Below are 22,736 nucleotides of genomic sequence, written 5' to 3' on the forward strand. Positions count from 1 at the left end.
CTGATGAAGAAAGCAACCATAGACCAAAAGAAAAAAATAGCCGTACAGGAATAGACCACCCTGTACGGCTATTTTTCATATTTTGCAATATTTCTGTTCAAAGCGAGCTATCCCTTCAGTGAGCTTAACGCTTTTGGGACAGCCCCTTTGTAATTTAGCAGGAAAAGCTCCAGTTAATTTTAAGCTGCGCGCTCATTTGAGTTAATTAGCAGGAAAAGCTCCAGTTAATTTTAAGCTGCGCGCTCATTTGAGTTAATTAGCAGGAAAAGCTCCATGTAATTTTGCTGTAAAGCGGCTTTTTAGGGATTATGTGTTGAATTAGCAGGAGTAAATCCTGTTAATTGCTAAATTAGGCAGCTTCCACCACAAATAGCAGGAGCTTTTCCTGCTAATTTTATTTTAGTTGGAAAAGCTCCTGTTAAATTTTAGCTGCGCGCTCATCTGAGTGAATTAGCTGCAAAAGTTCCTGTTAAATTTTAGCTGCGCGCAGCTGACTTAATTAGCTGGAAGTGCTATGCTGAGCATTCTGCAGACTCCATATTATAATAAGTTCGTTTTAATACTTAGTGTGTTGATAGATGTTCAGTTTATCCCGTGCGCTGTTCGATTAGTGCTGCTAATTAGGCACGTATTATGTAAGTTTGACCTGCTGCTCACTCCATGCCCAAAGCTTGGCCGCAAGCTCGGGATTGCTCGCTTTGCTTGCCGTTTGAACGCTTTTGCTGTCGATAAAATATTGGCCGGTCAGATTTGCCGCTTCATCGCTGGATGCTAAATATATTGCCGTCTTTGCCCCTTCAAGCGGCGTTCTGAAAAAAGGCTTGAGCAGCTTATGCACCGTCTTACCGAAGCCGCTCTTGCGATCTACGCCAATATTGGTCGCTACCGCCCCGGGATGAAGACTGTTAACCGTCACCCTCGTACCTGCGAGACGCTTTGCCAGCTCATTCGTGAATAAAATATTCGCGAGCTTCGATTGCGCATAACCTTTTGCGACATTATAGCCCCTTGTTAGGTTCGGATCGTCAAAATGAATTCTTCCAGCCTTATGCGCACCTGAAGATACATTGATAATTCTCCCTTGCGGAGCACGTTGAAGAAGGTCAAGCAGCTCGTTAGTCAGCAAAAAATGTCCCAAATGGTTGATCCCGATTTGCGATTCAAATCCATCCGAGGTTATGCTTCGTTTCAAGGCGACAACCCCTGCATTGTTGATCAACACATCAAGCTGGCTATATTTCTGCTTAAATGCAGCAGTGAAGGTGCGAATGCTGGCAAACGAGCCCAAATCGCAGGTCATGAGGACAATATCGCTGCTGCCGCTTTGGCTGCGCGCTTGTTCAAGTGCACGCTCGCCGCGCTCCTTGCTGCGGCATATCATCACGACATGCGCCCCTTGCTTCGCAAGCTCGACCGTTGTCGCAAGCCCCATGCCGGAATTGGCGCCAGTTACTGCTACGACCTTTCCTGTCATATTGCTCATCCAAGCCACCTCCGTCTATTCGTTATTTACAGCTTACCATGTGCAGCGAAGGTATGCCGTACAAATTCAATAAACGATCTGACATGTGGAGACAGCTGATCCTCGTTGCGGTAAGCCAAACAGATATGCCGCTGATTTACATACTTTGGCAGATCGCGCATAACGAGCTCGCCGGCTTCGATTTCTCGGATTACGCTTCGGCGCGGCAGGATGCCAACACCCATATTGCATTTTAGAGCTTCCTTAATCGTTTCGATCGCACCCAGCTCCATAACACTTTCCCACTGCAAGCCAGCCCCGGCTGCCCACTCATCGGACAAGGTACGCGAGGTTGAGCCAACCTCATGCAGCAGAAATGTTTCATGTCTAAGCTCTTCGACCTCTACTTGCGCCTGGTTAGCTAACGGATGTTCCGGCGCAAGCAGCAGCTTCAGCTCATCAGCGACTAACGGCTGTATAATAAGGCCTTCTTCCAGCGATTGACCAAGAGAGACGATGCCTATATCGATCTCATAGCTGCGCAGCATCGCAAGCACAGAAGCTGCTTGCTTCACGGTCAGCATGAGGCTTACTTTTGGATACAGCTTGCGGTAGGCGGCAAAGTGCGGCGGCATCACATAGGTTGCTGGCGTGTAGCTCGCCCCCAGCCTCAAACGGCCTTCCCCTTGTTCGCGGCGCTCCAGCATGGCAAGTCTAGCTTCTTCCATAAGGAAAACGATTCTCTTCGCATAGGGAAGCAGATCCACAGCAGCTTCACTTGGCTGAAGGCTCCGCGAGTGCTTGCGGAACAGCTCCACGCCAAGCTCCTCCTCAAGCTTTTTGAGATGAAAGCTGATTGTCGGCTGCTTAAGTCCCAGCTTATCTGCAGCTTCCGCGAGCGTTCGACCGCTGCATACCTCCATAAACACATGCAGCTGCTGTACATTCATCGCTTGCTCACTCCCTCGCTTTTTGCCTATTAATATAGATTAAATCTATATGTATATCAATATCTATCGATTATATTTCATAATATCTCGACATTACGTTAACAATCATCTGACAAACCGTTGCTAAAGTTAGGAGGTAAGCAAAACAGATAGTGGAGGGAAATCAAAACGATGAAAACGAATGGGAAACGCTGGCTTGGAACCGTTTTGCTAGCTGGATTGATGGCGCTAACAGCTGCATGCGGCAACGGAAATGCCGGAAACACGAATAAAGGGGCAGCAAATGCCGGAAATACACAAACGACGGCTCCTACCGAAGAAGCGCAAGCGACAGAAACAGCTGCCACGGAGGATAAAGGAACGCTTACTGTATACTTGAACGATTTTGACAGCATTATCGCTCCATTATTTGAGGAAGCTACCGGCTACAAGCTGGAGGTCGTTGCGGGTAACGGAGCAGAAATTATGTCCCGCGTTGAAGCAGAAAAAGGCAATCCGCACTGGGATGTCATTTGGCTGGATGCGATGCCTTCCATTTACGGACTAGGAGCAAGCGGTCAACTGCTTGAAGGCTGGTTGCCGAATAACGTCGCTAATCTAACTGACTTTGCCAAATCTTTTGTCCCTGAGAAGCAGTGGTATGTTCCTACTGGCGCACATGCTGCGGGAGTTATTGTATATAACAAGGACAAAGTGAAGGCGGAGGATGCGCCAAAATCATGGGAAGACTTCTCGAATGCGAAGTTCAAGAACATGATCGGCATGGCTGACCCAGCTATCGCAGCTCCGGCTTATCCTTTTGTTTCTTGGTTTTTTAAAGAAAAAACAATTGATGGCGGTCAAACGTTCTTTAGCTCGCTGATGGACAATGGGCTTCGTGTATATCCCAAAAATCCAAACGTTGTCAAAGCGCTCGCCGCTGGTGAAATCTCGATCGCAGCACTGCAAGAGAGCAATGCCTATGCGATGAAAAACGATAACGAGCCTATCGAAATTATTTGGCCGGCAGAAGGCGCTCCCGCATCCGTACGGGTAGCTGCGATCCAGAAGGATACCAAAAACCCGAATGCAGCTAAAGCATTTATCGAATTTTTGCTCGATCCAAAAACGCAGCAAGCTTTAATTGATCAAGGCGACGAGAGCTATTTCCAGCCTTCCGTAAACGGCGTAAATGCCAAGCAAGATCGCGCAGCCGATGCGAAGCTCGTTGCAGCCGACGCTTCATGGGCATCTGAAAATGAAGCGGCAATCAAGCAATGGTTCGCCGACCAGTCCGTTAAGTAAACGATGCAAACCTTTATGAAGGATCGGTTAGGGTGGTTTGTCAGTATCATCCTATTCATCCTCGTCTTATATCCCTTGGCGGCAGTCATTATACAAGTCCTGCTGCCTGGGGTTTTCTTCGGCAATTGGCAACTCGGGGATCTTGCGCTGCTGCTCGAAATATTCAAGCGTCCCTTATGGCAAAAATCACTCGAAAATTCCGTTGTGCTTGGACTTGGAACGACGGTGCTCGCTACGATTCTCGGCGGCGTGCTGGCAACGATACGCGCCAACTGGTCATTTCCAACAGCTAAGCTGCTGGATGCCTCGGTTTGGCTGCTCATTATTACGCCTTCGTTTATTTTAGCGCAGGGCTGGGTGCTGTTTGCTGCCGGAGGCGGCATCGCTGTTAACCTGCTCGGCTGGCACTGGGTTACGAGCGCTGTTTTTCAGCCTGCCGGACTTATTTTTATTATGACTTTAAGCAAATTTCCGTTCGCTTATTTGAGCGTTCATGCGGCGATGGAGTGGAAGGTTGATCAGCTGTCTCACGCAGCCCGCCTATCCGGAGCATCTGCTTTCACAGTATGGCGTACGATCCAAGCGCCTCTGCTTATGCCAGCCGTTTGGGCTGGAGCAGCGCTTGTCTTTATGGATACAATCGGCGATTTCGGGCTTCCTGCATCGATTGCCGCTGTTTATCGTTTTCCGACACTGCCGTATTCCATTTACTCGGCAATCTACACATCGCCCATACGATTCGATATGGCAGGCGTTCTGTCCTTTTATCTCGTATTGTTAATCGGCATTGCGATGTTTGTCCAATTTTATGCGATGCGCCGCTCACGCTTTGATTTCTTATCGGCCCGGGCGCAACGGTCTGTACCGAAGCCGGCTGGAAAGTTTGCTGTGCTTCTTACCACACTAAACTTGTTATTTCTTGCCGTAGTCATCGGCATTCCGATAGGCGCAAACGTACTGATGTCCATATTCAAAACACAGTCAGGCGGTATGAAGCTAGCGAATCTCACCTTGGAGCATTACAGGGAATTGTTCCATAGCTCAAGCACGCTGCTGAAGGGTTTGTCCCATTCCTTAATGATCGCTGGAGTCGCTGCTCTGCTTGGCCTATTATTCGGACTGTGCGTCGCTTATGTCTTAACCTATTCACAGTTCAAATTTAAACGGACGATTGAGGTATTCTCTGTCGTTACGCTTGCTGTTCCCGGCGTCGTGCTGGGCATTGGGTATATTTTCGTCTGGAATCAAAAATGGCTCGATTCAATCGGCTTGCTCCTGTACGGAACGCCTTGGATTCTTGTGCTTGCCGCTATCGCCGGCGCTATTCCCGTCATTACGAGATTGATGGTCGGCGCAATGGCGAAAGTGCCGCTTAGCCTGCTTACTGCCGCGCAGTTGCAAGGCGGTACGCTCGCAAGCCGCGTCCGTTTCATACTTGTCCCTTTAATACGCGGCGCTTTGCTCTCTGCGGGCCTTGCTGCATTCGGCTCCAGCGTGTTTGACTTAGCGGTGAATTCGATCCTGTTCCCGCCAAACTTCCTCACGCTGCCCGTTACGATAAACAAGGCATTCGAGGATTTGGATTTTGGTTATGCTTCAGCGGCAACCGTCGTTGGATCATTTATCGTGATTATGATTATTTTGGCGGTTGAGCTCATGCTCCGCCGCAAGGAGGCAAACACATGACATCGACTGCGATTCAGCAAAGGTATGACGAGGCAAATGAGCCTAAGCCAGCCGCTCCCAAACCGCTGCTTGCAGCATCTGGTTTAATGAAAAGCTACGGATCGTTTCAAGCGCTTAAAGGAATTTCTTTCGACATGCGCGAAGGCGAGATTATTAGCGTGCTTGGACCGTCAGGCTGCGGCAAGTCGACGCTGCTCCAGCTCGTCGCCGGCTTATCGAAGCCGGACGGCGGCCAGCTTAAGCTGGGCGATGAGATTATCGCTTCCCCGTCCGTCATGATGCCCCCTGAGAAGCGCGGGGTTAACATGGTGTTTCAGGACTATGCGCTGTGGCCGCATATGAATGTGTTCGATAACATCGCTTATGGGCTGCATAGAAGCAAGATGGCTCGGGCGGATATTCAGCAGCGCGTTCAGGAGCTGCTGGCAATGCTCCATCTTGAAGGGCTTGAGCGCAGGCTGCCGCCGCAGCTCTCTGGCGGCCAGCAGCAGCGGGTCGCTATTGCGAGGGCTATTGCTACTAGGCCGAAGCTGATGCTGCTCGATGAGCCGCTCTCCAACCTTGATATGCGGCTTCGCGTAGAAATGCGCACCGAGATGGCGTATTTATTCCGCCAATTAGGCATGAGCGTTTTCCATGTTACGCATGACCCGGAGGAAGCCTTCGCTATGGCTGATCGGCTGCTTATTTTGCGCAACGGGCAAATTGATCAGATGGGCACGCCGCAGCAATGCTTCACGCGTCCGGCCAGCCGCTGGGCAGCTTCTTTGCTTGGAGCAATCAACGGCTTGCGCGGCGAGGTCATAAACGGAGGCAATGGCAGCGCTGTTCGCATCGGCTCATCGATCATTCACGGCTTGCTCGCGCCAGAGCAGCAGAACCTGAGTGACTATTCGCAAGCTATCATTATGTTCCGTCCTGAGGAAGCTGAGGTCATCGAGCGAAGAGACGCCTCAGCCGTGCTTTCATTAGCTTCACCGCAGGAGCGGACAGACAATACGATTCAGCTTCAAGTGCTTCACTGTACCTTTGAAGGCAATCGCTGGCGCGCAGTTGCACAAACGAGCTGCGGACAGAAGGTATATCTAGTGCTCGCAGTCCCGTTAGAGGCCGGCGAGCATGTAACGATAAAGCTAGCCATTCGCTCTGCTTTCATTTACCCGAATGAGGAAGAAAGGTAGTCGATTCATTTGTATAATCCAACAAAAACAGACTCGCGTCTTTTAGCCATTGCAGATATACACGGTTATGAAGAAGAACTGCTGTTTTTGCTTCAAGAAGCAGCTTATAACCCGCACCATGATCGGCTTATTTTGCTGGGCGACTACATCGATGCCGATAGGCCCGCTACATGGGGCACGCTAGATACGATTCACCAGCTTATCAACGAAGGTGCACAGGCATTGCTCGGAAATCAGGAGCTGCGACTTCTTGCATCCTCTGAGTCCAGCAGTGCGCTTCACCCGGAAACGAAAGAATGGCTGCACAAGCTTTCATTGTATGTGGTAGTCGGCCAGTATTTATTCGTTCATGCAGGCATTCGGCCAGGTGTCCCTCTGCATGAGCAAAAAAAGAAGGATCTAACGGAAATTCGCGACGAGTTTATTTATACGCCTTTGCCTGATTCGGACGAGGCACAGTCATACACCATTATTTTTGGCCATACGCCAACGTTCAAGCTGAATGCTTCTTCTCCTGGAGCCATATGGCAAGGAAATCGACGGCTCGCCATTGATACTGGGGCCAAGCATGGCTGTCGCTTAACACTGCTTGATGTCAGCAGCCAATTGAGCTATTCGTGCTCGACTGCGCCAGAGAGCCGCGGCAGCGATTTCAAATTGCTTAAGCTCTAATCCATCTAACACACAAAAAAAGCGCTGCCCGTTTGCATTTACGGGTCAAGCGCTTTTTCTCTTTTTAAATAGAGCTGTTTATATTGCTATTTCGTTCAAAAGCAACGATCCAATCCCCTTGGACTGCTGCATAACCTGTGTCACCCTCAACAACCAAGCCGTACAAATTTTTGACGTCTACATATTCCTTGCGAGTGCCATTATCGAATTCAAGCGTGATGTAATAATACGTACGGGATGAATTGCTGGTATGCCCCACTCCATCGTGGTTGTGGTGATTCGTATGATGGCGAACGTCCATGCGCTTGGCTACAACGCGCGCGTAAGTCGTTTCTTTTGGCGCGGTCGAATTTTTGAAATATTTAACAATGCTTAAAATAATGCCGCCAATAACGAGCACGAATACAATCATTATAAATATAGGAACCATCGTAAACATAATTCCTCCGCCTGGAGGGCCGAATCCAAATCCATTCACAAACCATCACATCCAATCTTTTCTTTTCATGTCATTAATTTTACTATTAATACGTTCTTCCGACTAGTCTGATGCGGTATAGGCTGCAAAAGCTGAGGTTAATGAATAAAAAGGAAGGGAGTAACGAAGTGGATTGTTGGGGCTTAATAGAGTTAGGAGATAGGCTCGCGCAGAAAAGAGCGGCTGGACGCTGCGCACGTCGGAAAGCTGGATAGCCGCTCAGCGGGATCATTTTTATTTTGACAGCAGTTAAGCCTCATTCCTGCATATGTAACGGAAAACGATCGATGATCTCGTACATAGGAGACTCGTTCATATGGGTGAGCATGAGCACAAATTGATCGATTTCCCAGCTGAACGATGAGGCAATAGACGTCGCTGCTTCAATCGGCATTCGATTAGCGTCAGCGAATCCTTTGGCAAGCGTGATATGCGGCGCGTAGGGACGATCGTCTGGAATGAAGCCTACTGAACTCGTTGCCCGAATAATCTCCTCGTGAAGAGTGGACAATTCCTTTAAATTTCCGCTAACAGCACCCCATAGAACGCGTGGAGCAGCGGGCGGGCCAAATGTTCCGATTCCACTCCAAGTTAAGGAAAAAGCATTTGCTCTTACTTTTTTTAGAGCGGCTGCCAGCTCCTCAAGCTGAGCAGCCGAAGTGTCGCCTAGAAACTGAAGCGTAATATGGTAATCGCTCGGATGCGTCCATTTACGGAAAGGCAGCGTATGTTTATGATCTTCTGCCCAGCTTTCCAGCTCCTTGGACACAGATGGTGATACAGGTATAGCCACGAACAAGCGCATTATATTTTCCCTCCTAATCTCAGTATGCAGCCATAGAACTCGAAACATTCATTCTGCACGTCAGATCTGGACTTTTTTTCCATTTTAAATATTTTTAAGTAAACCAAATATCGCGGAAACGTACCCAGCCCAGCGATTCCAATGAAATGCCGCGCACGGAAGGGTGGAACGCTGTTTTCAAATGTTTACGGTAGAGGAAAAACAAGCTGTGCCTAGCTTTGAGCTGAGCCTCAATGTCTATGAATATCGCTTCTCGGCGTGCTCGATCCGGCTCGCCCAATATCATCTGAATGCTGTGCTCCAGCATATCATGAACCTCGGGAAGTGCATGCTGCTGCATGCTTTTGTACAAATCAATTAGTCTGAGCTCGCGATGCTCGTCCAGCATGACTGCAAAAAGCAGCAGATCAGCGGACATGCGCGCTGTGCCTTTAAATTGCTCGGCAGGAATGAGGTTTATTTGCAGCGGAATGCCTGATTTCGCATACACCTTCTGAATGATCTCTGCATCCGCTGCATACTGCGGAATCGTAGCTAGTACCAGCGGCTCGCCTTGATAGCCGGAGCTGGCAAGCGCTTGCTTGATTACGCTCCAATCAATGGGGGCTGCATCCTGTGTTTCATCAATCTGGTTCAGCCAGAAGCTGTTGACTCCTTCAATGACATCACCGGATAGCAGCTGCAAAAGCTCTGTCCGCTCGATAGCGAGGTTAATTGCCGCTCGTATGGCGGGGTTTGCCAGCAAGCCGTGCTTTTGTTCATTAACTGTGATGAATTTACAGGTCATGCCGGACTGTCTAACCTGCTGCCATCGTTCAGCTGCCATATCCGTTAGTCTCGCGTTGTGCATGATTTGAAACGATTGCAGCTCAGCGTGGTTTTCGCGCGTTGCCTCCTCGGCAACGGTCCACACTTCAACACGATCGAGGAATGCTCTGCCGCGGAAATAGGCAGCAAAAGCTTCCAATATCCAGACGCCTTGATCATTTCCGGCGAATCGAAACGGACCTGTACCAATCGGTTTGCTGCCAAATTGCTCGCCAGCAGCCGAACAAGCATCTTGAGGCACGATAGAGGCGCGATTAGTTGTCAAAAAAGAGAGAAAAGCTTCGTTTCGCTCGGATAGTTGAATGCGAATGGTTGTGTCATCCGGTGTATCCATAGAAATGATGTTGGTGTAAGCCCAGCTGTAGAGCCCTTGCGGTGCCAGCCTTTTAAGCCGTTCTAGCGAATATTTGACGTCTGAAGAATCCAGCTCACGGCCATGGTGGAACAGAACGCCCTTGCGCAAATAGAAAGTCCAGCGCGTACGCGATTCATCAACCTCCCACGCATGGGCAAGCTGCGGCAAAATCTGCTCTCCCCTCGGATCGATGCGAACGAGCCCGTCAAATATTTGATTAACAAGGTGGGACTCGCCCGTGTAATGGATAGCTGCCGGATCTAGCGAATAGATGGTCTGCGGAAGCGGGAACCGTAAAATATCAGTGCGCCGCTTGCCCTGCACCTCCGAATGAAATCCGAATTGACCAGAGAGCCATTCCTGAAACTGGTCGCGCAGCAAAGGCGCTTCTTCGATTTGCTGGAGAAGCTCAAGCGCCGAATGCAAATCCTGCTTTTGCATCATTTCTTGCGCTTCCTCCAGCGCGACTTGTTCCTTGCTGACGAGGAAGGAGAGGGCAGAGCGATTGCCTCGTCCCCGCTTTGGCTCCCACACTAACCACTCTTCCTGCTGCATACGCTTCAATAAAAGTACCATATTCCGATGTGTGCAATCGAGCAAATTTGCGAGCTCCTGTGTTGTAACCTCGAAGGGGATATTCTCTTGAATACTCGGATATGAGCGCCTAAGCGCGAGATAATGCCTGCGGATTTTCATGCAAATTACTCCTAACTCGAAAATATGAAATTTTCCAATTATAACTTACACTTTTTGTTCTTGTTTTCTAGGTTACAATAAAAGGAGTAAATTAACAAATCCAGTTTAAAGATGGAGTGAGTGAAAAATGAGAGATCCAGCACCATGGCAAAAAAGGTATGAGAAAATGCTTATTCTTGCCCTTCTGTTTGGTCTAGTCAGTCAATATTTGTTCGTAGGAGCAGCCGCAGGCATTTCGGTTATCGTGTTCATTGCCAGCTTTTATGGGTTGTTTTTCTATTCCATAAAGGGGAGGATGGGGGGCTTTGAGAAATGGCAAGGTCAAGCCCGATCTGGCTGGCTGCTGCTCATTCCAATCTTTTTACTGACGCTAACGTATGCGCTATATGATAACGGTCTGTTCCGCCAGCTGAATATGTTTGCATTGTTTGCGTTGATCATTTCTCAGACGGTGCTTATGACGAGTAGCAGTGTGAAGCCGTGGTACCGAGGCGTATTTTATACAGAGCTATTATTTCTGGCTTTAATTAAGCCGTTTGCTTTTATAGGCGTACCGTTTAACCTGGTTAATGATCGTTTGAGAGGAAAAGAGAAAGGTGAGAACTCGGCGAAAAGCAAGCTTGGAAAAATATCGCTAGGACTGCTCCTGTCCGCACCTATCCTTATTGTCGTTATTGCGCTGCTTGCTTCAGCGGATGAAATTTTCCTATCGTGGCTGATTGAGATTCCGGGCGTCATGGATCGTTTCTCTTTAGGGGAGAGCATCTGGCGCATAATCGTAGCAGCAGTATTCGCGTTTTATGCTTTTTGCTACATATGGGGATTGCTCTTTAATAAGGTAACAGATACAAAAAAAGATTCACCGACAGATACGCCGGGTGCTGCGATACAGCCAAACGGACGTATCGAATTTGATCCCATCACTGCTGGGACGCTGCTTGTCAGTATTAATATCGTTTACGTGCTGTTTGTTATCATTCAGTTCTCCTATTTGTTCGGAGCGGCAAACGGTTTGCTGCCTGAGGGAGCTGCGTATGCCGAATATGCACGCAGAGGTTTTGCGGAATTAATTATGGTTGCACTCATTAACGTTTGCTTGCTTATGTGCGGTTTGCATCTCATTCGGCGCACTAGCGCAGCAGCGGAGTGGATCCGCAAGCTGTCTCTTACCGTGTTGATAGGCTGTACAATCATTATGCTTATTTCCGCTTACAGCAGGCTCTCTTTGTACGAGGAGGCTTATGGCTTCACACAGACAAGACTACTGGTTCATGGCTTTATGATTTATCTGGGCTTTTTGCTCGTCGTTGCATTGCTGCGTATATGGAAAGAGCATTTCTCGATGGGCAAGGTCTATATATGCATATCTATTATTGCATTTGTTGTGATGAACTATATCAACATAGATGCGCGGATTGCTGAGAACAATGGTGATCGCTACGAACGAACAGGTAAGATTGATATCGCTTATCTCGGTACGCTGTCCACAGATGCGGCGCCGGCGCTGCTAAAGCTGCAAGCGAAGCATCCGGAGTTGAAGGGGCTGAACGGAGTAATAAATAAGCTTCAGGATAAGGCCCATAAGCATAACAAGTGGCAATCTTGGAATCTATCGAAGCAACGGGCTAAATAATTGGAGAAAGGCAAGGTCGTTTGTATGATGAAAATATCCCTTTTTGATCGTAGTATTCGACTTATCCTCTCACTTGTCGGATTTCCACTGTTAATCGTACAGTATTTGATAACGGTCTATGAGCAAAAAAAACATAAACCTACGGGCTGGCATGCCGACATCGGCTCACGCAAGCTGCATGTTACCGTGACGGGTCATGGTTCGCCAACAATTATTTTAGAAGCGGGGATGGGCGGTTGCTCGCTGGATTGGGCACTCGTTGCTCCGGCGCTTTCGACGAAGGCGAACGTGATTACTTATGATCGCGCAGGGTTTGGCTGGAGTGAGGCGGTGCTTGATCTGCCTACTTGCAGCGCTTATGTTGATGATTTGCGTTCACTGCTGAGAACGCTTGGCGCAGCTCCGCCCTATCTGCTAGTTGGCCATTCCTACGGCGGGATGATTATGAGGCTGTTCGCCTCGCGTTATCCGGAGGAAGTATGCGGCCTTGTGCTTGTTGATGCGACGCACGAGAGCCGCTATCTGCCGGAGCAAACAACCGCTGGCCGGCAAAAACAGCTGTTTAGCCACCGTTCCCAATATAGACTAGGCTATATGCTGGCGCCGCTTGGCATACCGAGATGGCTGAAGCAGCATATCGGCTCTAAGCGTTTGCCGGAAGAATGGCTGGCGCCAGTACGCGCATTAGGCTACAAGGCAAGTGCGTATAGGGCTGTCTATGCTGAGCTGCTTAGTACGACGGAAAGCAGCCTGCAATTAAAAGCTGCCGAGCCGCTTAAGCAGGATTTGCCTGTTATTGTATTAAGCGCAGGGAAGCAGAATGAGGAATGGCAGCAGGGGCAGCGGAAGCTTGCAAATTTGACCAAGCGCACGAATCAGATTATAGTCGAGGATAGCTGGCACTCTATTCATATTCATAGACCAGATGCTGTAGTTCACGCTATTAATCGTTTATTAGATGAAATAGATTTGTCTAGTTATCGCTAAAATGTAAGGAGTTTTGCAGTAATGCGCATGACCAAAAAACGTTTGTTGTGGATTTTACCATTAGCTATTCTCGTAGTAGCCGCTTTTCTTTATTACGAGAATAATGCGATCGGAATAACAAAATATGAAATCAGCTCGGCGAAGCTTCCTGAAGGAGTCAGCTCTTATCGTATCGTTCACTTAACAGATCTTCACAGCAAGTCCTTCGGCAAGGAGCAAAGCACAATTACGAGCAAGGTAAAACAGCTGAAGCCGGACCTCATTGTGATGACAGGCGACTTGGTTGACAGCAGAAGATACAATGCAGAAACTAGCCTTACCTTGATGCGCAAAATGACGGAACTGGCTCCTGTCTACTATGTGACCGGAAACCATGAATATGGCCCGAGGTTAACCGCATTACAGAAGGCGTTGAAAGAGCTGGGCGTCCACGTGATGCGCAACAAAAGCGAAATGATAAAGCTGGGTAATGGGGAGATTCGAATTGCTGGCGTAGATGATCCGGTTTTTAATTTAAAGGCAGATGGAGACGTTGCGAAGCTGAATGAAAATATGGCGGCTGCTATGCAAGCAACAGAATCGGAAAACAACTCCGACACGCTCACTATCCTTTTATCGCATCGCCCGGAGCTTTTTTCGGTCTACACGCAGCACAAAATTGATTTGACCTTCTCCGGCCATGCGCATGGCGGACAGGTGCGCTTGCCTTTTTTGGGTGGGCTCGTGGCCCCGGGGCAAGGCTTCTTGCCAAAGTATGACGGAGGCAAATATGTGGAAGGCGGCACAACGATGATCGTCAGCCGCGGACTCGGCAATAGCATTTTTCCACAAAGAATATTTAATCGCCCAGAGGTTGTACTGGTTGAGCTTACGCGTCCGTAACGCTCAGCATCCACGAAACTATGTGGAAAAGCTCTCTTTCTAATAGCAAAAGAATCCAATGGCAGTCCAGCAAAGCAGCAGCGAAATGAGTTCGATTTCTCGTCGAACTGGTTTCGCTGTTGCCGCTTTTGCAATAAATAAGTTCGTTTCGGCTATGTCCAAAATACAAGCGATACTATAGAATGAAAACGTTCCTACTAGTCATCCAAACCACCAAAGGAGAGTCATAATGAAGATGAAGAAAAAAGTGAGTTTAGCGATTGCTGCTCTCATGTTGTTTGGAAGCGTTGTCAATTTTGTTCCGAGTTCGGTAAAAGCAGCTGAATCGACTAGCACGGATACCCGGATTTCCATCCTAGGTACTTCGGATATTCACGGACGGTTTATGCCATGGGATTATGCTCTTGACGGTCCCAATCCCACGGGGAGTTTAACGCAGTTATTTACAATGATCAAAAAAGTTCGCGAAGAGAACCCGAATACGGTTTTACTGGATGCAGGGGATATGATTCAGGGCAATTCGGCTGAATTATTTAATGATCAACCGAAGTCTCCGATGATGGTGGCCATGAATGAAATGAACTATGATGCATGGGTAATGGGCAATCATGAGTTCAACTTCGGGCTCGATGTGTTCAATAAGATTACCACTCAGTATAAAGGTCAAAGACTGGGCGGGAACATCTATAAGGACAATGGCGATCGATTCTTGCCTGCGTATACCATTATCGAAAAAGCTGGCATAAAAATTGGAGTTATTGGAATGGATACGCCAATGACGACTGAATTTGAAAAAGGAACGGATCATCTAGACGGCATTGTATTCAAAAACCCTGTTGATGAAACGAAAAAAGCAATCAAAGAATTAGAAGGTAAAGTAGATGTAATGGTTGGCCTTATGCATATGGGGCTGGAGAACGAAAATGGTGTACCAGGTACTGGCGTAGCTGATATTGCCAATGCGAACCCGGAGCTGGCTGCTATTTTTGCAGGTCACATGCATAAGCTTATTAAAGAGGATACGGTGAATGGCGTTTTAATTGTTGAACCGGATAAATACGGAACGCATGTTTCTCGTATCGACCTTACGTTCACGAAGCAAGGTGATAAGGTAGTTCTTAAAGATAAGAAAGCTGCTGCATTGCCTRTTAAAGCGGCCGATGGAACGACTGAAGTATCGGATCCAGCATTGGAATCCACGCTGCAGCCGTATCATGATTTTGCTAGGGCAGATGCGAATATCGAAGTAGCACAGCTTAAAGGAATGAATCTTGTAGCTAAAAATGAAATTAATGATATTCCGACTGTACAAATTCAGGAAACACCGTTATCAGACTTCTTTAACGAGGTCATGTTGTATTACAGCAAGGCAGATGTCGTTGCTCATCAGATTGATAACGATAAGGCGCGGCTGGATGTAGGTCCTATTAAGAAAAAAGATATAGCCTATAACTATCAGTTTGCTCTAGGAGAAATTACCGTTTACCAAGTAACGGGTAAAGATTTGAAAGATTACATGGAATGGGCAGCAGGCTATTTTAACTCAACACGACCTGGCGATGTAACGGTTAGCTTTGATAAGACACGACGCGCTTCCAAATATAGCACAAACGATTTTTTTGGCGGCGTCAAATATGAAATTGATCTAACGAAGCCTGCTGGCAGTAGAATCACGAACTTACGTAAAATGGATGGCAGCAGCATCAAACCAGACGATGTGATTAAACTCGGTATGAACGCCTATCGGATGGATGCACTTAAAGCCAAAGGTGGAGCACTTGAAGGACGCAGCTTTGAGCAGCTTTGGTCTTCGAAGGATGCAAGCACATTTGGCGAAATGGACGGAACCATTCGTAATCGTGCCATTGCGTACTTAAAAGACGTGAAAAAAGGTGTATACGAGCCTAAAATTCAAAGCAATTGGAAAATTACAGGTGTAGATACGAAATCTCCTGAACGCGCAGATGTAGTTGAGCTTATTAATACCGGTATATTGGAGATTCCGAAAACGGAGGATGGCAAATATACCAATGTAGCCTCAATTAACATTTTGGATGCGGTCACTGAAAATGAAATAGCTGAGTTGTCTAACAAAGCAAAGGTGGAGCAAAGTCTATTTGCCGGCGTGAAGACAAAAGGCGAGTTCTACCATAAACTGAATGCGGCGATTAAGGCGGCAGTGACTACCCCAGAGGTAACTACTCCGGAAGTCATCATTCCAAAGGAACCAGTTAAGCCTAATCCTAAACCTGATCCTAAACCAACAGTAAAGCCGGTCGTTAAGAAGCAAGCAAAGGTTACAGCATACTTCTTGAATGTTCGTGCTGAAGCTTCTTCGAAGGCTAAGATTTATACGGCTGTACCAAAAGGCACTGTTCTTGAAGTGTTAGGAACGGAGCACGGCTGGGTGAAGGTTTCGTATAAAGGGAAAATAGCATATGTGTATGGTAAATATGTAGATATGATTTAATATTTTATTTTGCTTAGTGCCCAGTCTTTGTAGACTGGGCACTTTTTGGGTAAATACTATTTTCCCAAATAGACAAAAAGAGACCCACAGCATTCGGTGCTGTGGGTCTTCATTATATATATTACAAAAGGGGGTTGTTTTCATTATAGTAGGCTTTCATTAAAACGAGATGAAAATTATATTTCAAGTTTATTACAAATGATTGGAAAACGATGTAATACTCGCTTGCATATCGAGGAGAAGCAATGAATAGACTTGTTAAAAGCAGAAAACTTGTCCGATTATGCTTGTCTAGAGAGGGTGGGAAATTACGATATGAAGCATTCACAATCGAGTATTGCGATATTAGGGATAGGTACGGCGGTTCCGCCTCATCTTGTTGATCAAGCGGATACAGCACGAAGGTTAGTCGATGCATTAAGCGATAAGCCGGATTCCGCCCGTTGGGGAAGAAGGATTTTTAAGCAATGCGGCGTGCAAAGCCGGTATACTTGTGAACCGAATCTGCTCGCGGAAGCAGCCGAATGCCGCTACCTGCCGAGCGCTTCACCGGAGACCGCTCCCTCGACAGCGGAACGTATGGGGATATATAAGCGGGAATCCGTTCCGCTTGGGCTTCATGCAGCGAGACAAGCTTTGGCAGATGGAGAGGTTGATGCGGCTGAGATTACACATCTTATTACGGTCAGCTGTACCGGACAATTTTTGCCCGGAATGGATGCAGCCATCATACATCAATTAGGACTAGCCCCCACGATAACCCGTATCCCGCTTAATTTTCTCGGCTGTGCTGCAGGGCTTAAAGCCATTGGCCTGTCACGCCAAATTGTATCGAATGACAGTAACGCTAATGTACTTGTTGTCTGCGTCGAGTTATGCACGCTGCATATTCAGCCATCTGGCGATAAGGAATCGTTATTTGCCGCCTCATTTTTCGGGGATGGAGCTTCAGCCTGCGTCATTGGTGCGGGCAAGCCGAATCACAGGCCTATTTTTGCGCTAGGCGAAGAACGTTCAGTTCTGCTGCCTGAATGCGCAGAGGAAATGGTGTGGGAGGTTGGCAACCACGGCTTTGACCTATACCTCTCCCCGCATATTCCGAAGCTGATCGGCGAATTTATTCCCGCGGAAGTAAAGCAATTATGCGGGGATGATGCGCTGGATCTATGGGCAATCCACCCAGGCGGCAAAGGAATTATCGATATTTTGCAAAATAAGTTCGAGCTTACAGATGAGCAAACCTCGCATAGCTTAGGCGTGCTGCGCGATTATGGCAATGTCTCCTCCGCAACGATTCTGTTTGTACTGAACGCCATGAGATCGCATCTTCAAGAAACAGGCTCAGAGCGAGTAGGCGGCATTGCACTCGCATTTGGTCCAGGCTTAACCGCTGAGATGATTAAGATTGCTTATGTTCCCGCTGTACTTACGGGGGATCAAGAGCAAATGGCGGACGAGGCATATGTCTAGAAGCTTGCGTCATCGGGCTGCAGCTGCTGAGCTTATGGATGATTTTTCAATTGGCGGGGCTGAGCTGCACGAGGCTTTGCGTCAGCTTCGTCAACTGAACCGTATTTTTGCTGCAGCCGCACCGACGATTTACGGCGTCGAACGACTTTGGGAGCAAGCGAATAAGCCGAGAAGCCTGACCATTCTTGATGTTGGAGCGGGCTCAGGCGATGTGAACCATGAGCTGCTGAAGTGGGCTGATGGACGGGGAATTGGCCTTTCTATTCAGTTAGTGGATATAACGGAAGAGGCTTGCGAGGAAGCTAGGCGGTTTTTTCAGAAGGAGCCAAGAGTCCAGATTAAGCAAGGAGATTTGTTTGATTTGGATGATGGCAGTGCGGATATCGTAACGGGGACACAGTTTTTGCATCATTTCTCCGAGGAGGAGCTGCCGCATGCAGCTGCAAGTATGCTCAAGGCATCACGGCTTGGCGTGGTTATCAATGACATCCACCGCCACTGGATCGCATGGGCTGCGGTATGGCTGACGACTCGGATCATTTCCACTAATCGTTACATTTTGCATGACGGTCCATTATCGGTTGCCAAGGGCTTTCGCGCAAAAGATTGGAAGCTACTTGGCCAAAAACTGAGCAACGGTTCTATCAGCTACAGCTGGAGACCTTTGTTCCGATATGCGGTCGTTATTAGCAAGTCACATAACAGTCCATTTGACGGAGCTGAGTAAAATGACGCGTATACTGGATGCAGCTGTGCTCGGAGCGGGCATAGCTGGGAGCAGCTTAGCCAAAGCGCTTGCCGATAAGGGCTGGGAGACGCTGCTGCTCGATCGTCAATCATTTCCGCGCCATAAGGTGTGTGGAGAGTTTCTATCTCCCGAAGCGCAAGGAACATTACAGGTGCTTGGTTTAAGCGAGTCTATTAAAGCGCTGGGACCAAGCCTGATAGAGCGGATACGTTTAATTTTCGAAAATGGCGCTGAGATCAATATTCCGCTTTCAAGTGCGGCATGGGGTCTCAGTCGATATTCGCTTGATGCCGCGCTCCATCAAGCGGCGCAGCAAGCGGGCGCAAAACTGCAAACGGGAACGACAGTGACGGGAGTAAAGCCTACTGATTTTGGCTATTCCATTGAAACAAAACAAAACGGTAAATTCAGTTCGGTTGAGGCTCGTACTGTCATCGCCGCGTGGGGAGCAAATAAGCATGCAGGATTACCGGGCTACAAGCAACATCAGACGGCGAAGCCCTCGTACATGGGCGTGAAATCCCATTTTCGCGGCATAGCTATGGAGCCGGTTGTTGAGCTGTATTTCTTCCGCGGCGGTTACTTAGGCTTATGCCCGGTAGAAGACGGGCTTGTGAATGCTTCGGCTCTGCTCGTTCGCGATAGCTTTGCAAATGCAGGAAAGACGATACTTGGGATCATGAACGCCGCTGCAAGGCGAAATCCGAGGCTGCATGAGAAGCTCGCGCTTGGGGAGCCTGTTCAAGGAACGCAGGCGGCAGTAGCTCCTGTTCATTTGAACCATAAGCCGCTCGCATGGGATCAGCTTCCGCTTCTCGGCGATGCAGGTGCGATGATTCCCCCGCTTTGTGGAGATGGAATGTCCATTGCACTTCGCTCCGCTGCTCTATGTGCTCCGCTTGCTGACCGCTATTTAAATGGAAGTCTTACTATGGCTGATTGGCAGCTTGCGTATACGAGGGCAATTAAACGTGAATTTGAGGGGCCGCTGCGATGGGGAAGCTTCCTGCAATGGTTATTTCATATGCCGACCGTTTCTAGCTGGCTGCCAAACGCCGCACGAATAGCGCCTCCACTTGCACAGGGGCTCGTCCGGGCGACGAGATTAAAGCCATTCCGGATGTAAAGGCGAAGCCAATGAGCAGCATGCGGGTTTGACTGACTTTGGAGGTGCATATTCATGGGGATGAACAGCCTAGCACTCCTATCCTTTCGTTTTCCGCGAGTGTGTATTTTCTTATGGTCAATTGCACTTATCTTAGTTGGCTGTCATGCGCTTAGGCTGGATTCCGTCGTACAAGACCATGGCTTGTATCCGCAAAAGGGAAGTTATGCAAAGGTGCAGCAGGTGCTCGCATCCGATTTTAATTTGTCAGAAGCACCGATCATGCTGCTATTCGAGAAAACGGACAACTTATCGAAGTCGCGATTTCGTGCCTTTATTGAACAGACGCTTCGGCAGGTGAGCGGGACTCAGGGTCTGGCTAATATCATTTCTCCGCTTGAGCGGCAGGAGCTGCAGAAAGGGAACTACGCGTACGCGCTGCTTTCATTCGACGCTCCACCTTATCGGATGGAGGATACGCTGAAGCAGTTAAACCAACTTTTGCCCGCCCACAGCGGAATTTCGATAAAAGTGACAGGCAAATCAGTTATTCAAGGCGATGTAAATGAGGCTAGTCATGCGGATTTAGCAAAAGCAGAGCTGATTGGCATACCGCTTGCTTTTCTCATCTTGTGGCTCGTTTTCCGTAAAATCATTATTGCGCTGCTCCCCATCGTTATTGGTATAACGGCAGTGACGATTGCTATGGGAATTGTATATGGAATAGGCACTAAATTGCCGCTGTCCAATTTTGTTCTGAATGTGATTCCAATGGTGGGACTTGCCCTAAGCATCGACTTTGCACTTATGCTCGTTAGTCGATTTCGCGAGGAACTTGGAGGGCATAAGCAGCCTATCCAGGCGCTTGCTGCAACGATGAAGACAGCTGGCAGAGCTGTTTTTGTATCGGCAGCTTGCGTCTTCTTGGGTTTGCTGAGCTTTATCTGGATTCCGCTGCCCATGTTCTTGTCCATTGCGCTCGGAGCGATGACAGTAGTGGCCGTATCGCTGCTGCTCGCGTTTACGCTGCTGCCTGCACTGCTTGCGATTTGCTTGCCTTCCATGCAAACGAAAAAAACGCGCCGGATTGGTACCAGTCGTTCATCCGTATGGGATGGGCTTGCTCATTTAGTAATGAAACGGCCAATGGTGATGGGGATGCTGGCAGGGGGCGTGCTTATCCTATGCTTGTTGCCCCTTAGTAGAATGGAGACTGCTGTTCCAGATGAGGCTTCATTGCCTCAAAACTATGAATCTCGTTTGGCCGCTGAGACCTCAAAGGCTGTTTTTGAGCTGCCCTCCACATCAAAGGTATGGGTTATTGCTCGCGGGGATAGCTTGTTTCTGGAGCAAGCGGATTGGATGAATGCCTTTGAGCTGACGAAGCGCTTGGAGCAAGACCCGAGCGTCTTGAGGGTGGACTCGGTATTCTCTAGGCTTAATTTGTCACCTGAATATTTGCTGGGAATGATGCAGCGGCCACTGCAAAATAAGAAATTCCAGCCGGCGCTCCAGCCATTTCTGAAAAATAATCAAATGCTGCTGCAAGTGACGATTGCGGGCGAACCATCCTCTCGCGAGACGATGAATTGGCTGAGGGAGTGGGAGCGAAGAGGGGAATCATCAAAAATATTCTTCTCGCTTGGTGGAGAGGCCAAGTATGAGCAGGAAGTATTCGATCATGTTTTTGGAAGCTTAGCTTATGTGCTGCTCTTTCTATTCGTTACGAATTTCATCGTGCTTCTTGTTGCCTTTCGTTCCGTCCTCATTGCTCTCAAAACTATCCTCCTCAATCTTCTGAGCATAGGAGCATCCTTTGGTATTCTGACATGGATTTTCATGGATGGCCGATTGGGGATTGAGCCGAGCAGCATTGCCATTATGATTCCGGTTTTTATTTTTGGATTAGTATTTGGAATTAGTATGGATTACGGCGTTTTTCTCATCTCGCGCATAAGCGAGGAATTTCATAAAACGCGCAGCAATAAGCAGGCTGTACGAAAGGGGCTTTCCTCCGTCAGTCATGTGATAACCGCGGCTGCAGCTATCATGATCGCCGTCACCGCACCTTTTGCATTTGGCGAAGTAGTTGGCGTAAAGCAGCTAGGCATCGGCATCGCGACAGCCATATTTATTGATGCAACAATCGTTAGAATGGTGCTGGCGCCTTCCTTAATGCTCATGCTTGGAAAATGGAACTGGTGGGCTCCGAGCTGGTTGAAGCAATAGAAATCGTATGTATATTGCGGCTGCTTAGGCAGTCGTTTTTCATTTGCCTATTTGTGGACAAACATAATTGCGCCTTATTTTTATTTCTTATAGCGGAAATGGATTTGTGCTATAGTTTGAATAATCATAATGCAGAGGAGATATTTCATGTATATACCTCAATCGTTTGAAGTGACGGATAAAGAGACATTATACGCTCTGATGGAGCAGAATAGCTTTGCTGTTTTATTTTCACAACATGAAGGTAAGCCCTGTGCAACGCATCTCCCCTTGCTTTTAGATGAAAGCGAAGGTTATTTGTATGGTCATATGGCAAAAGCAAATCCGCATTGGGCAAGCTTAAAAGGGGAAGTGCTCGTTGTTTTCTCCGGTGCTCATTCATATATTTCATCCTCTTGGTACGAAACGCCAAATTCCGTGCCAACGTGGAATTATACCGCTGTTCATGTGTATGGTCATGTTGAGCTCATTGAGGATCGTGCGGAGCTGCTCAAAATCGTAGATCAATCGGTTAGCCATTATGAATCAAGCATGCCAAATCCGTGGAGCATGAGCCAAGCTGACCCAACGTACATTAACAATTTGTCCAAAGGCATTGTTGGATTTAAAATTCATATTTCAAAAATAGAAGGCAAATGGAAGCTGAGCCAAAATCATTCCAAAGAAAGACAAGAACGAGTCATCGATGCGCTGGAATTACAGAAGAATGTTCAATCGAGGCAGATTGCAAAGTTGATGAAGGACAATGTGAAGAGATCATCTTTGTAGCGTATGTAATAAATAAAAAAGACAATGAAAAAACCAGACGAACACGC

General features: G+C 47.9%; 18 protein-coding genes. 13 read left to right on the top strand and 5 right to left on the bottom strand.

The genetic code is table 11. The annotated features are described in order from the left end of the window. Window positions 1–631: 631 nt before the first annotated feature. Both AB4Z45_RS30760 and AB4Z45_RS30765 read right to left on the bottom strand, forming a co-directional pair. Window positions 632–1,474, bottom strand: coding sequence for an SDR family oxidoreductase (locus AB4Z45_RS30760; protein ID WP_441913307.1), 843 nt, complete (start codon window positions 1,472–1,474; stop codon window positions 632–634). 35 nt (window positions 1,475–1,509) lie between these two features. Further along, entirely contained in the window at window positions 1,510–2,412 is a 903-nt protein-coding gene (locus tag AB4Z45_RS30765) for a LysR substrate-binding domain-containing protein (protein ID WP_441913245.1), read from the bottom strand. A 171-nt stretch (window positions 2,413–2,583) separates the two neighbouring features. On the opposite strand from AB4Z45_RS30765, the gene AB4Z45_RS30770 reads away from it, so the two are divergent. Genes AB4Z45_RS30770 through AB4Z45_RS30785 form a run of 4 tightly spaced genes read left to right on the top strand, consistent with a single transcriptional unit; the run spans window position 2,584 to window position 7,235 of the window. Then, window positions 2,584–3,696, top strand: coding sequence for an extracellular solute-binding protein (locus tag AB4Z45_RS30770; protein WP_441913247.1), 1,113 nt, complete (start codon window positions 2,584–2,586; stop codon window positions 3,694–3,696). 15 nt (window positions 3,697–3,711) lie between these two features. Continuing rightward, window positions 3,712–5,382 carry an ABC transporter permease gene (locus AB4Z45_RS30775; RefSeq protein WP_083682448.1) on the top strand — a complete coding sequence of 557 codons (1,671 nt, stop codon included), beginning with the start codon at window positions 3,712–3,714 and terminating at the stop codon, window positions 5,380–5,382. Further along, window positions 5,379–6,563 carry an ABC transporter ATP-binding protein gene (locus AB4Z45_RS30780; protein ID WP_441913248.1) on the top strand — a complete coding sequence of 395 codons (1,185 nt, stop codon included), beginning with the start codon at window positions 5,379–5,381 and terminating at the stop codon, window positions 6,561–6,563. Before AB4Z45_RS30775 ends, AB4Z45_RS30780 begins: the two co-directional genes overlap by 4 nt. 9 nt (window positions 6,564–6,572) lie before the next feature. Beyond that, window positions 6,573–7,235 carry a metallophosphoesterase gene (locus AB4Z45_RS30785; RefSeq protein WP_441913250.1) on the top strand — a complete coding sequence of 221 codons (663 nt, stop codon included), beginning with the start codon at window positions 6,573–6,575 and terminating at the stop codon, window positions 7,233–7,235. Window positions 7,236–7,299: 64 nt separating this feature from the next. On the opposite strand, the gene AB4Z45_RS30790 is transcribed toward AB4Z45_RS30785, so the two are convergent. From AB4Z45_RS30790 to AB4Z45_RS30800, 3 genes are all read right to left on the bottom strand, one after another. Next, window positions 7,300–7,674 carry a DUF2500 domain-containing protein gene (locus tag AB4Z45_RS30790; RefSeq protein WP_441913252.1) on the bottom strand — a complete coding sequence of 125 codons (375 nt, stop codon included), beginning with the start codon at window positions 7,672–7,674 and terminating at the stop codon, window positions 7,300–7,302. Between the two features lie 295 nt (window positions 7,675–7,969). Further along, entirely contained in the window at window positions 7,970–8,518 is a 549-nt protein-coding gene (thpR, locus tag AB4Z45_RS30795; protein ID WP_441913254.1) for an RNA 2',3'-cyclic phosphodiesterase, read from the bottom strand. 94 nt (window positions 8,519–8,612) lie between these two features. Further along, entirely contained in the window at window positions 8,613–10,397 is a 1,785-nt protein-coding gene (locus AB4Z45_RS30800; RefSeq protein WP_441913255.1) for an ABC transporter substrate-binding protein, read from the bottom strand. Between the two features lie 127 nt (window positions 10,398–10,524). Between AB4Z45_RS30800 and AB4Z45_RS30805 the strand changes: the two genes are divergently transcribed. From AB4Z45_RS30805 to AB4Z45_RS30845, 9 genes are all read left to right on the top strand, one after another. After that, window positions 10,525–12,030 (top strand): DUF4153 domain-containing protein, encoded by a 1,506-nt coding sequence (locus tag AB4Z45_RS30805; protein WP_441913257.1) that lies wholly within the window; start codon window positions 10,525–10,527, stop codon window positions 12,028–12,030. Between the two features lie 24 nt (window positions 12,031–12,054). Then, on the top strand, window positions 12,055–13,017 hold the full coding sequence (locus AB4Z45_RS30810) for an alpha/beta fold hydrolase (RefSeq protein WP_441913259.1): 963 nt from the start codon (window positions 12,055–12,057) through the stop codon (window positions 13,015–13,017). 21 nt (window positions 13,018–13,038) lie between these two features. After that, entirely contained in the window at window positions 13,039–13,899 is an 861-nt protein-coding gene (locus AB4Z45_RS30815; protein ID WP_441913261.1) for a metallophosphoesterase, read from the top strand. A 229-nt stretch (window positions 13,900–14,128) separates the two neighbouring features. Next, complete coding sequence (locus AB4Z45_RS30820) at window positions 14,129–16,369, top strand: 5'-nucleotidase C-terminal domain-containing protein (RefSeq protein WP_441913263.1); 2,241 nt, start codon at window positions 14,129–14,131, stop codon at window positions 16,367–16,369. A 315-nt stretch (window positions 16,370–16,684) separates the two neighbouring features. Further along, a complete protein-coding gene (locus AB4Z45_RS30825; protein ID WP_441913265.1) occupies window positions 16,685–17,839 on the top strand; it encodes a type III polyketide synthase in 1,155 nt (384 codons plus the stop codon). After that, window positions 17,832–18,566, top strand: a complete 735-nt coding sequence (locus tag AB4Z45_RS30830) for a methyltransferase domain-containing protein (protein ID WP_441913267.1) — start codon at window positions 17,832–17,834, stop codon at window positions 18,564–18,566. The genes AB4Z45_RS30825 and AB4Z45_RS30830 overlap by 8 nt, the downstream gene beginning before the upstream one ends. 1 nt (window position 18,567) lies before the next feature. Beyond that, a complete protein-coding gene (locus AB4Z45_RS30835) occupies window positions 18,568–19,713 on the top strand; it encodes an NAD(P)/FAD-dependent oxidoreductase (RefSeq protein WP_441913268.1) in 1,146 nt (381 codons plus the stop codon). A 54-nt stretch (window positions 19,714–19,767) separates the two neighbouring features. Beyond that, window positions 19,768–21,921, top strand: a complete 2,154-nt coding sequence (locus tag AB4Z45_RS30840; protein WP_441913270.1) for an MMPL family transporter — start codon at window positions 19,768–19,770, stop codon at window positions 21,919–21,921. Window positions 21,922–22,068: 147 nt separating this feature from the next. Then, window positions 22,069–22,689: an FMN-binding negative transcriptional regulator gene (locus tag AB4Z45_RS30845; protein WP_441913272.1), complete on the top strand. Its 621-nt coding sequence runs from the start codon at window positions 22,069–22,071 to the stop codon at window positions 22,687–22,689. The last annotated feature ends 47 nt before the right edge of the window (window positions 22,690–22,736 follow it).

It is taken from the genome of Paenibacillus sp. MCAF9, from assembly GCF_052114265.1.
Classification (GTDB): domain Bacteria; phylum Bacillota; class Bacilli; order Paenibacillales; family Paenibacillaceae; genus Pristimantibacillus.

What these genes read in the sequence shown, in the direction of transcription:
- thpR (WP_441913254.1), bottom strand. Translation starts at nt 8,518, where the DNA reads ATGCGCTTGTTCGTGGCTATACCTGTATCACCATCTGTGTCCAAGGAG.
- AB4Z45_RS30815 (WP_441913261.1), top strand. Translation starts at nt 13,039, where the DNA reads ATGCGCATGACCAAAAAACGTTTGTTGTGGATTTTACCATTAGCTATT.
- AB4Z45_RS30790 (WP_441913252.1), bottom strand. Translation starts at nt 7,674, where the DNA reads ATGTTTACGATGGTTCCTATATTTATAATGATTGTATTCGTGCTCGTT.
- AB4Z45_RS30770 (WP_441913247.1), top strand. Translation starts at nt 2,584, where the DNA reads ATGAAAACGAATGGGAAACGCTGGCTTGGAACCGTTTTGCTAGCTGGA.
- AB4Z45_RS30835 (WP_441913268.1), top strand. Translation starts at nt 18,568, where the DNA reads ATGACGCGTATACTGGATGCAGCTGTGCTCGGAGCGGGCATAGCTGGG.
- AB4Z45_RS30840 (WP_441913270.1), top strand. Translation starts at nt 19,768, where the DNA reads ATGGGGATGAACAGCCTAGCACTCCTATCCTTTCGTTTTCCGCGAGTG.
- AB4Z45_RS30760 (WP_441913307.1), bottom strand. Translation starts at nt 1,474, where the DNA reads ATGACAGGAAAGGTCGTAGCAGTAACTGGCGCCAATTCCGGCATGGGG.
- AB4Z45_RS30805 (WP_441913257.1), top strand. Translation starts at nt 10,525, where the DNA reads ATGAGAGATCCAGCACCATGGCAAAAAAGGTATGAGAAAATGCTTATT.
- AB4Z45_RS30845 (WP_441913272.1), top strand. Translation starts at nt 22,069, where the DNA reads ATGTATATACCTCAATCGTTTGAAGTGACGGATAAAGAGACATTATAC.
- AB4Z45_RS30775 (WP_083682448.1), top strand. Translation starts at nt 3,712, where the DNA reads ATGAAGGATCGGTTAGGGTGGTTTGTCAGTATCATCCTATTCATCCTC.
- AB4Z45_RS30765 (WP_441913245.1), bottom strand. Translation starts at nt 2,412, where the DNA reads ATGAATGTACAGCAGCTGCATGTGTTTATGGAGGTATGCAGCGGTCGA.
- AB4Z45_RS30830 (WP_441913267.1), top strand. Translation starts at nt 17,832, where the DNA reads ATGTCTAGAAGCTTGCGTCATCGGGCTGCAGCTGCTGAGCTTATGGAT.
- AB4Z45_RS30780 (WP_441913248.1), top strand. Translation starts at nt 5,379, where the DNA reads ATGACATCGACTGCGATTCAGCAAAGGTATGACGAGGCAAATGAGCCT.
- AB4Z45_RS30800 (WP_441913255.1), bottom strand. Translation starts at nt 10,397, where the DNA reads ATGAAAATCCGCAGGCATTATCTCGCGCTTAGGCGCTCATATCCGAGT.
- AB4Z45_RS30810 (WP_441913259.1), top strand. Translation starts at nt 12,055, where the DNA reads ATGATGAAAATATCCCTTTTTGATCGTAGTATTCGACTTATCCTCTCA.
- AB4Z45_RS30825 (WP_441913265.1), top strand. Translation starts at nt 16,685, where the DNA reads ATGAAGCATTCACAATCGAGTATTGCGATATTAGGGATAGGTACGGCG.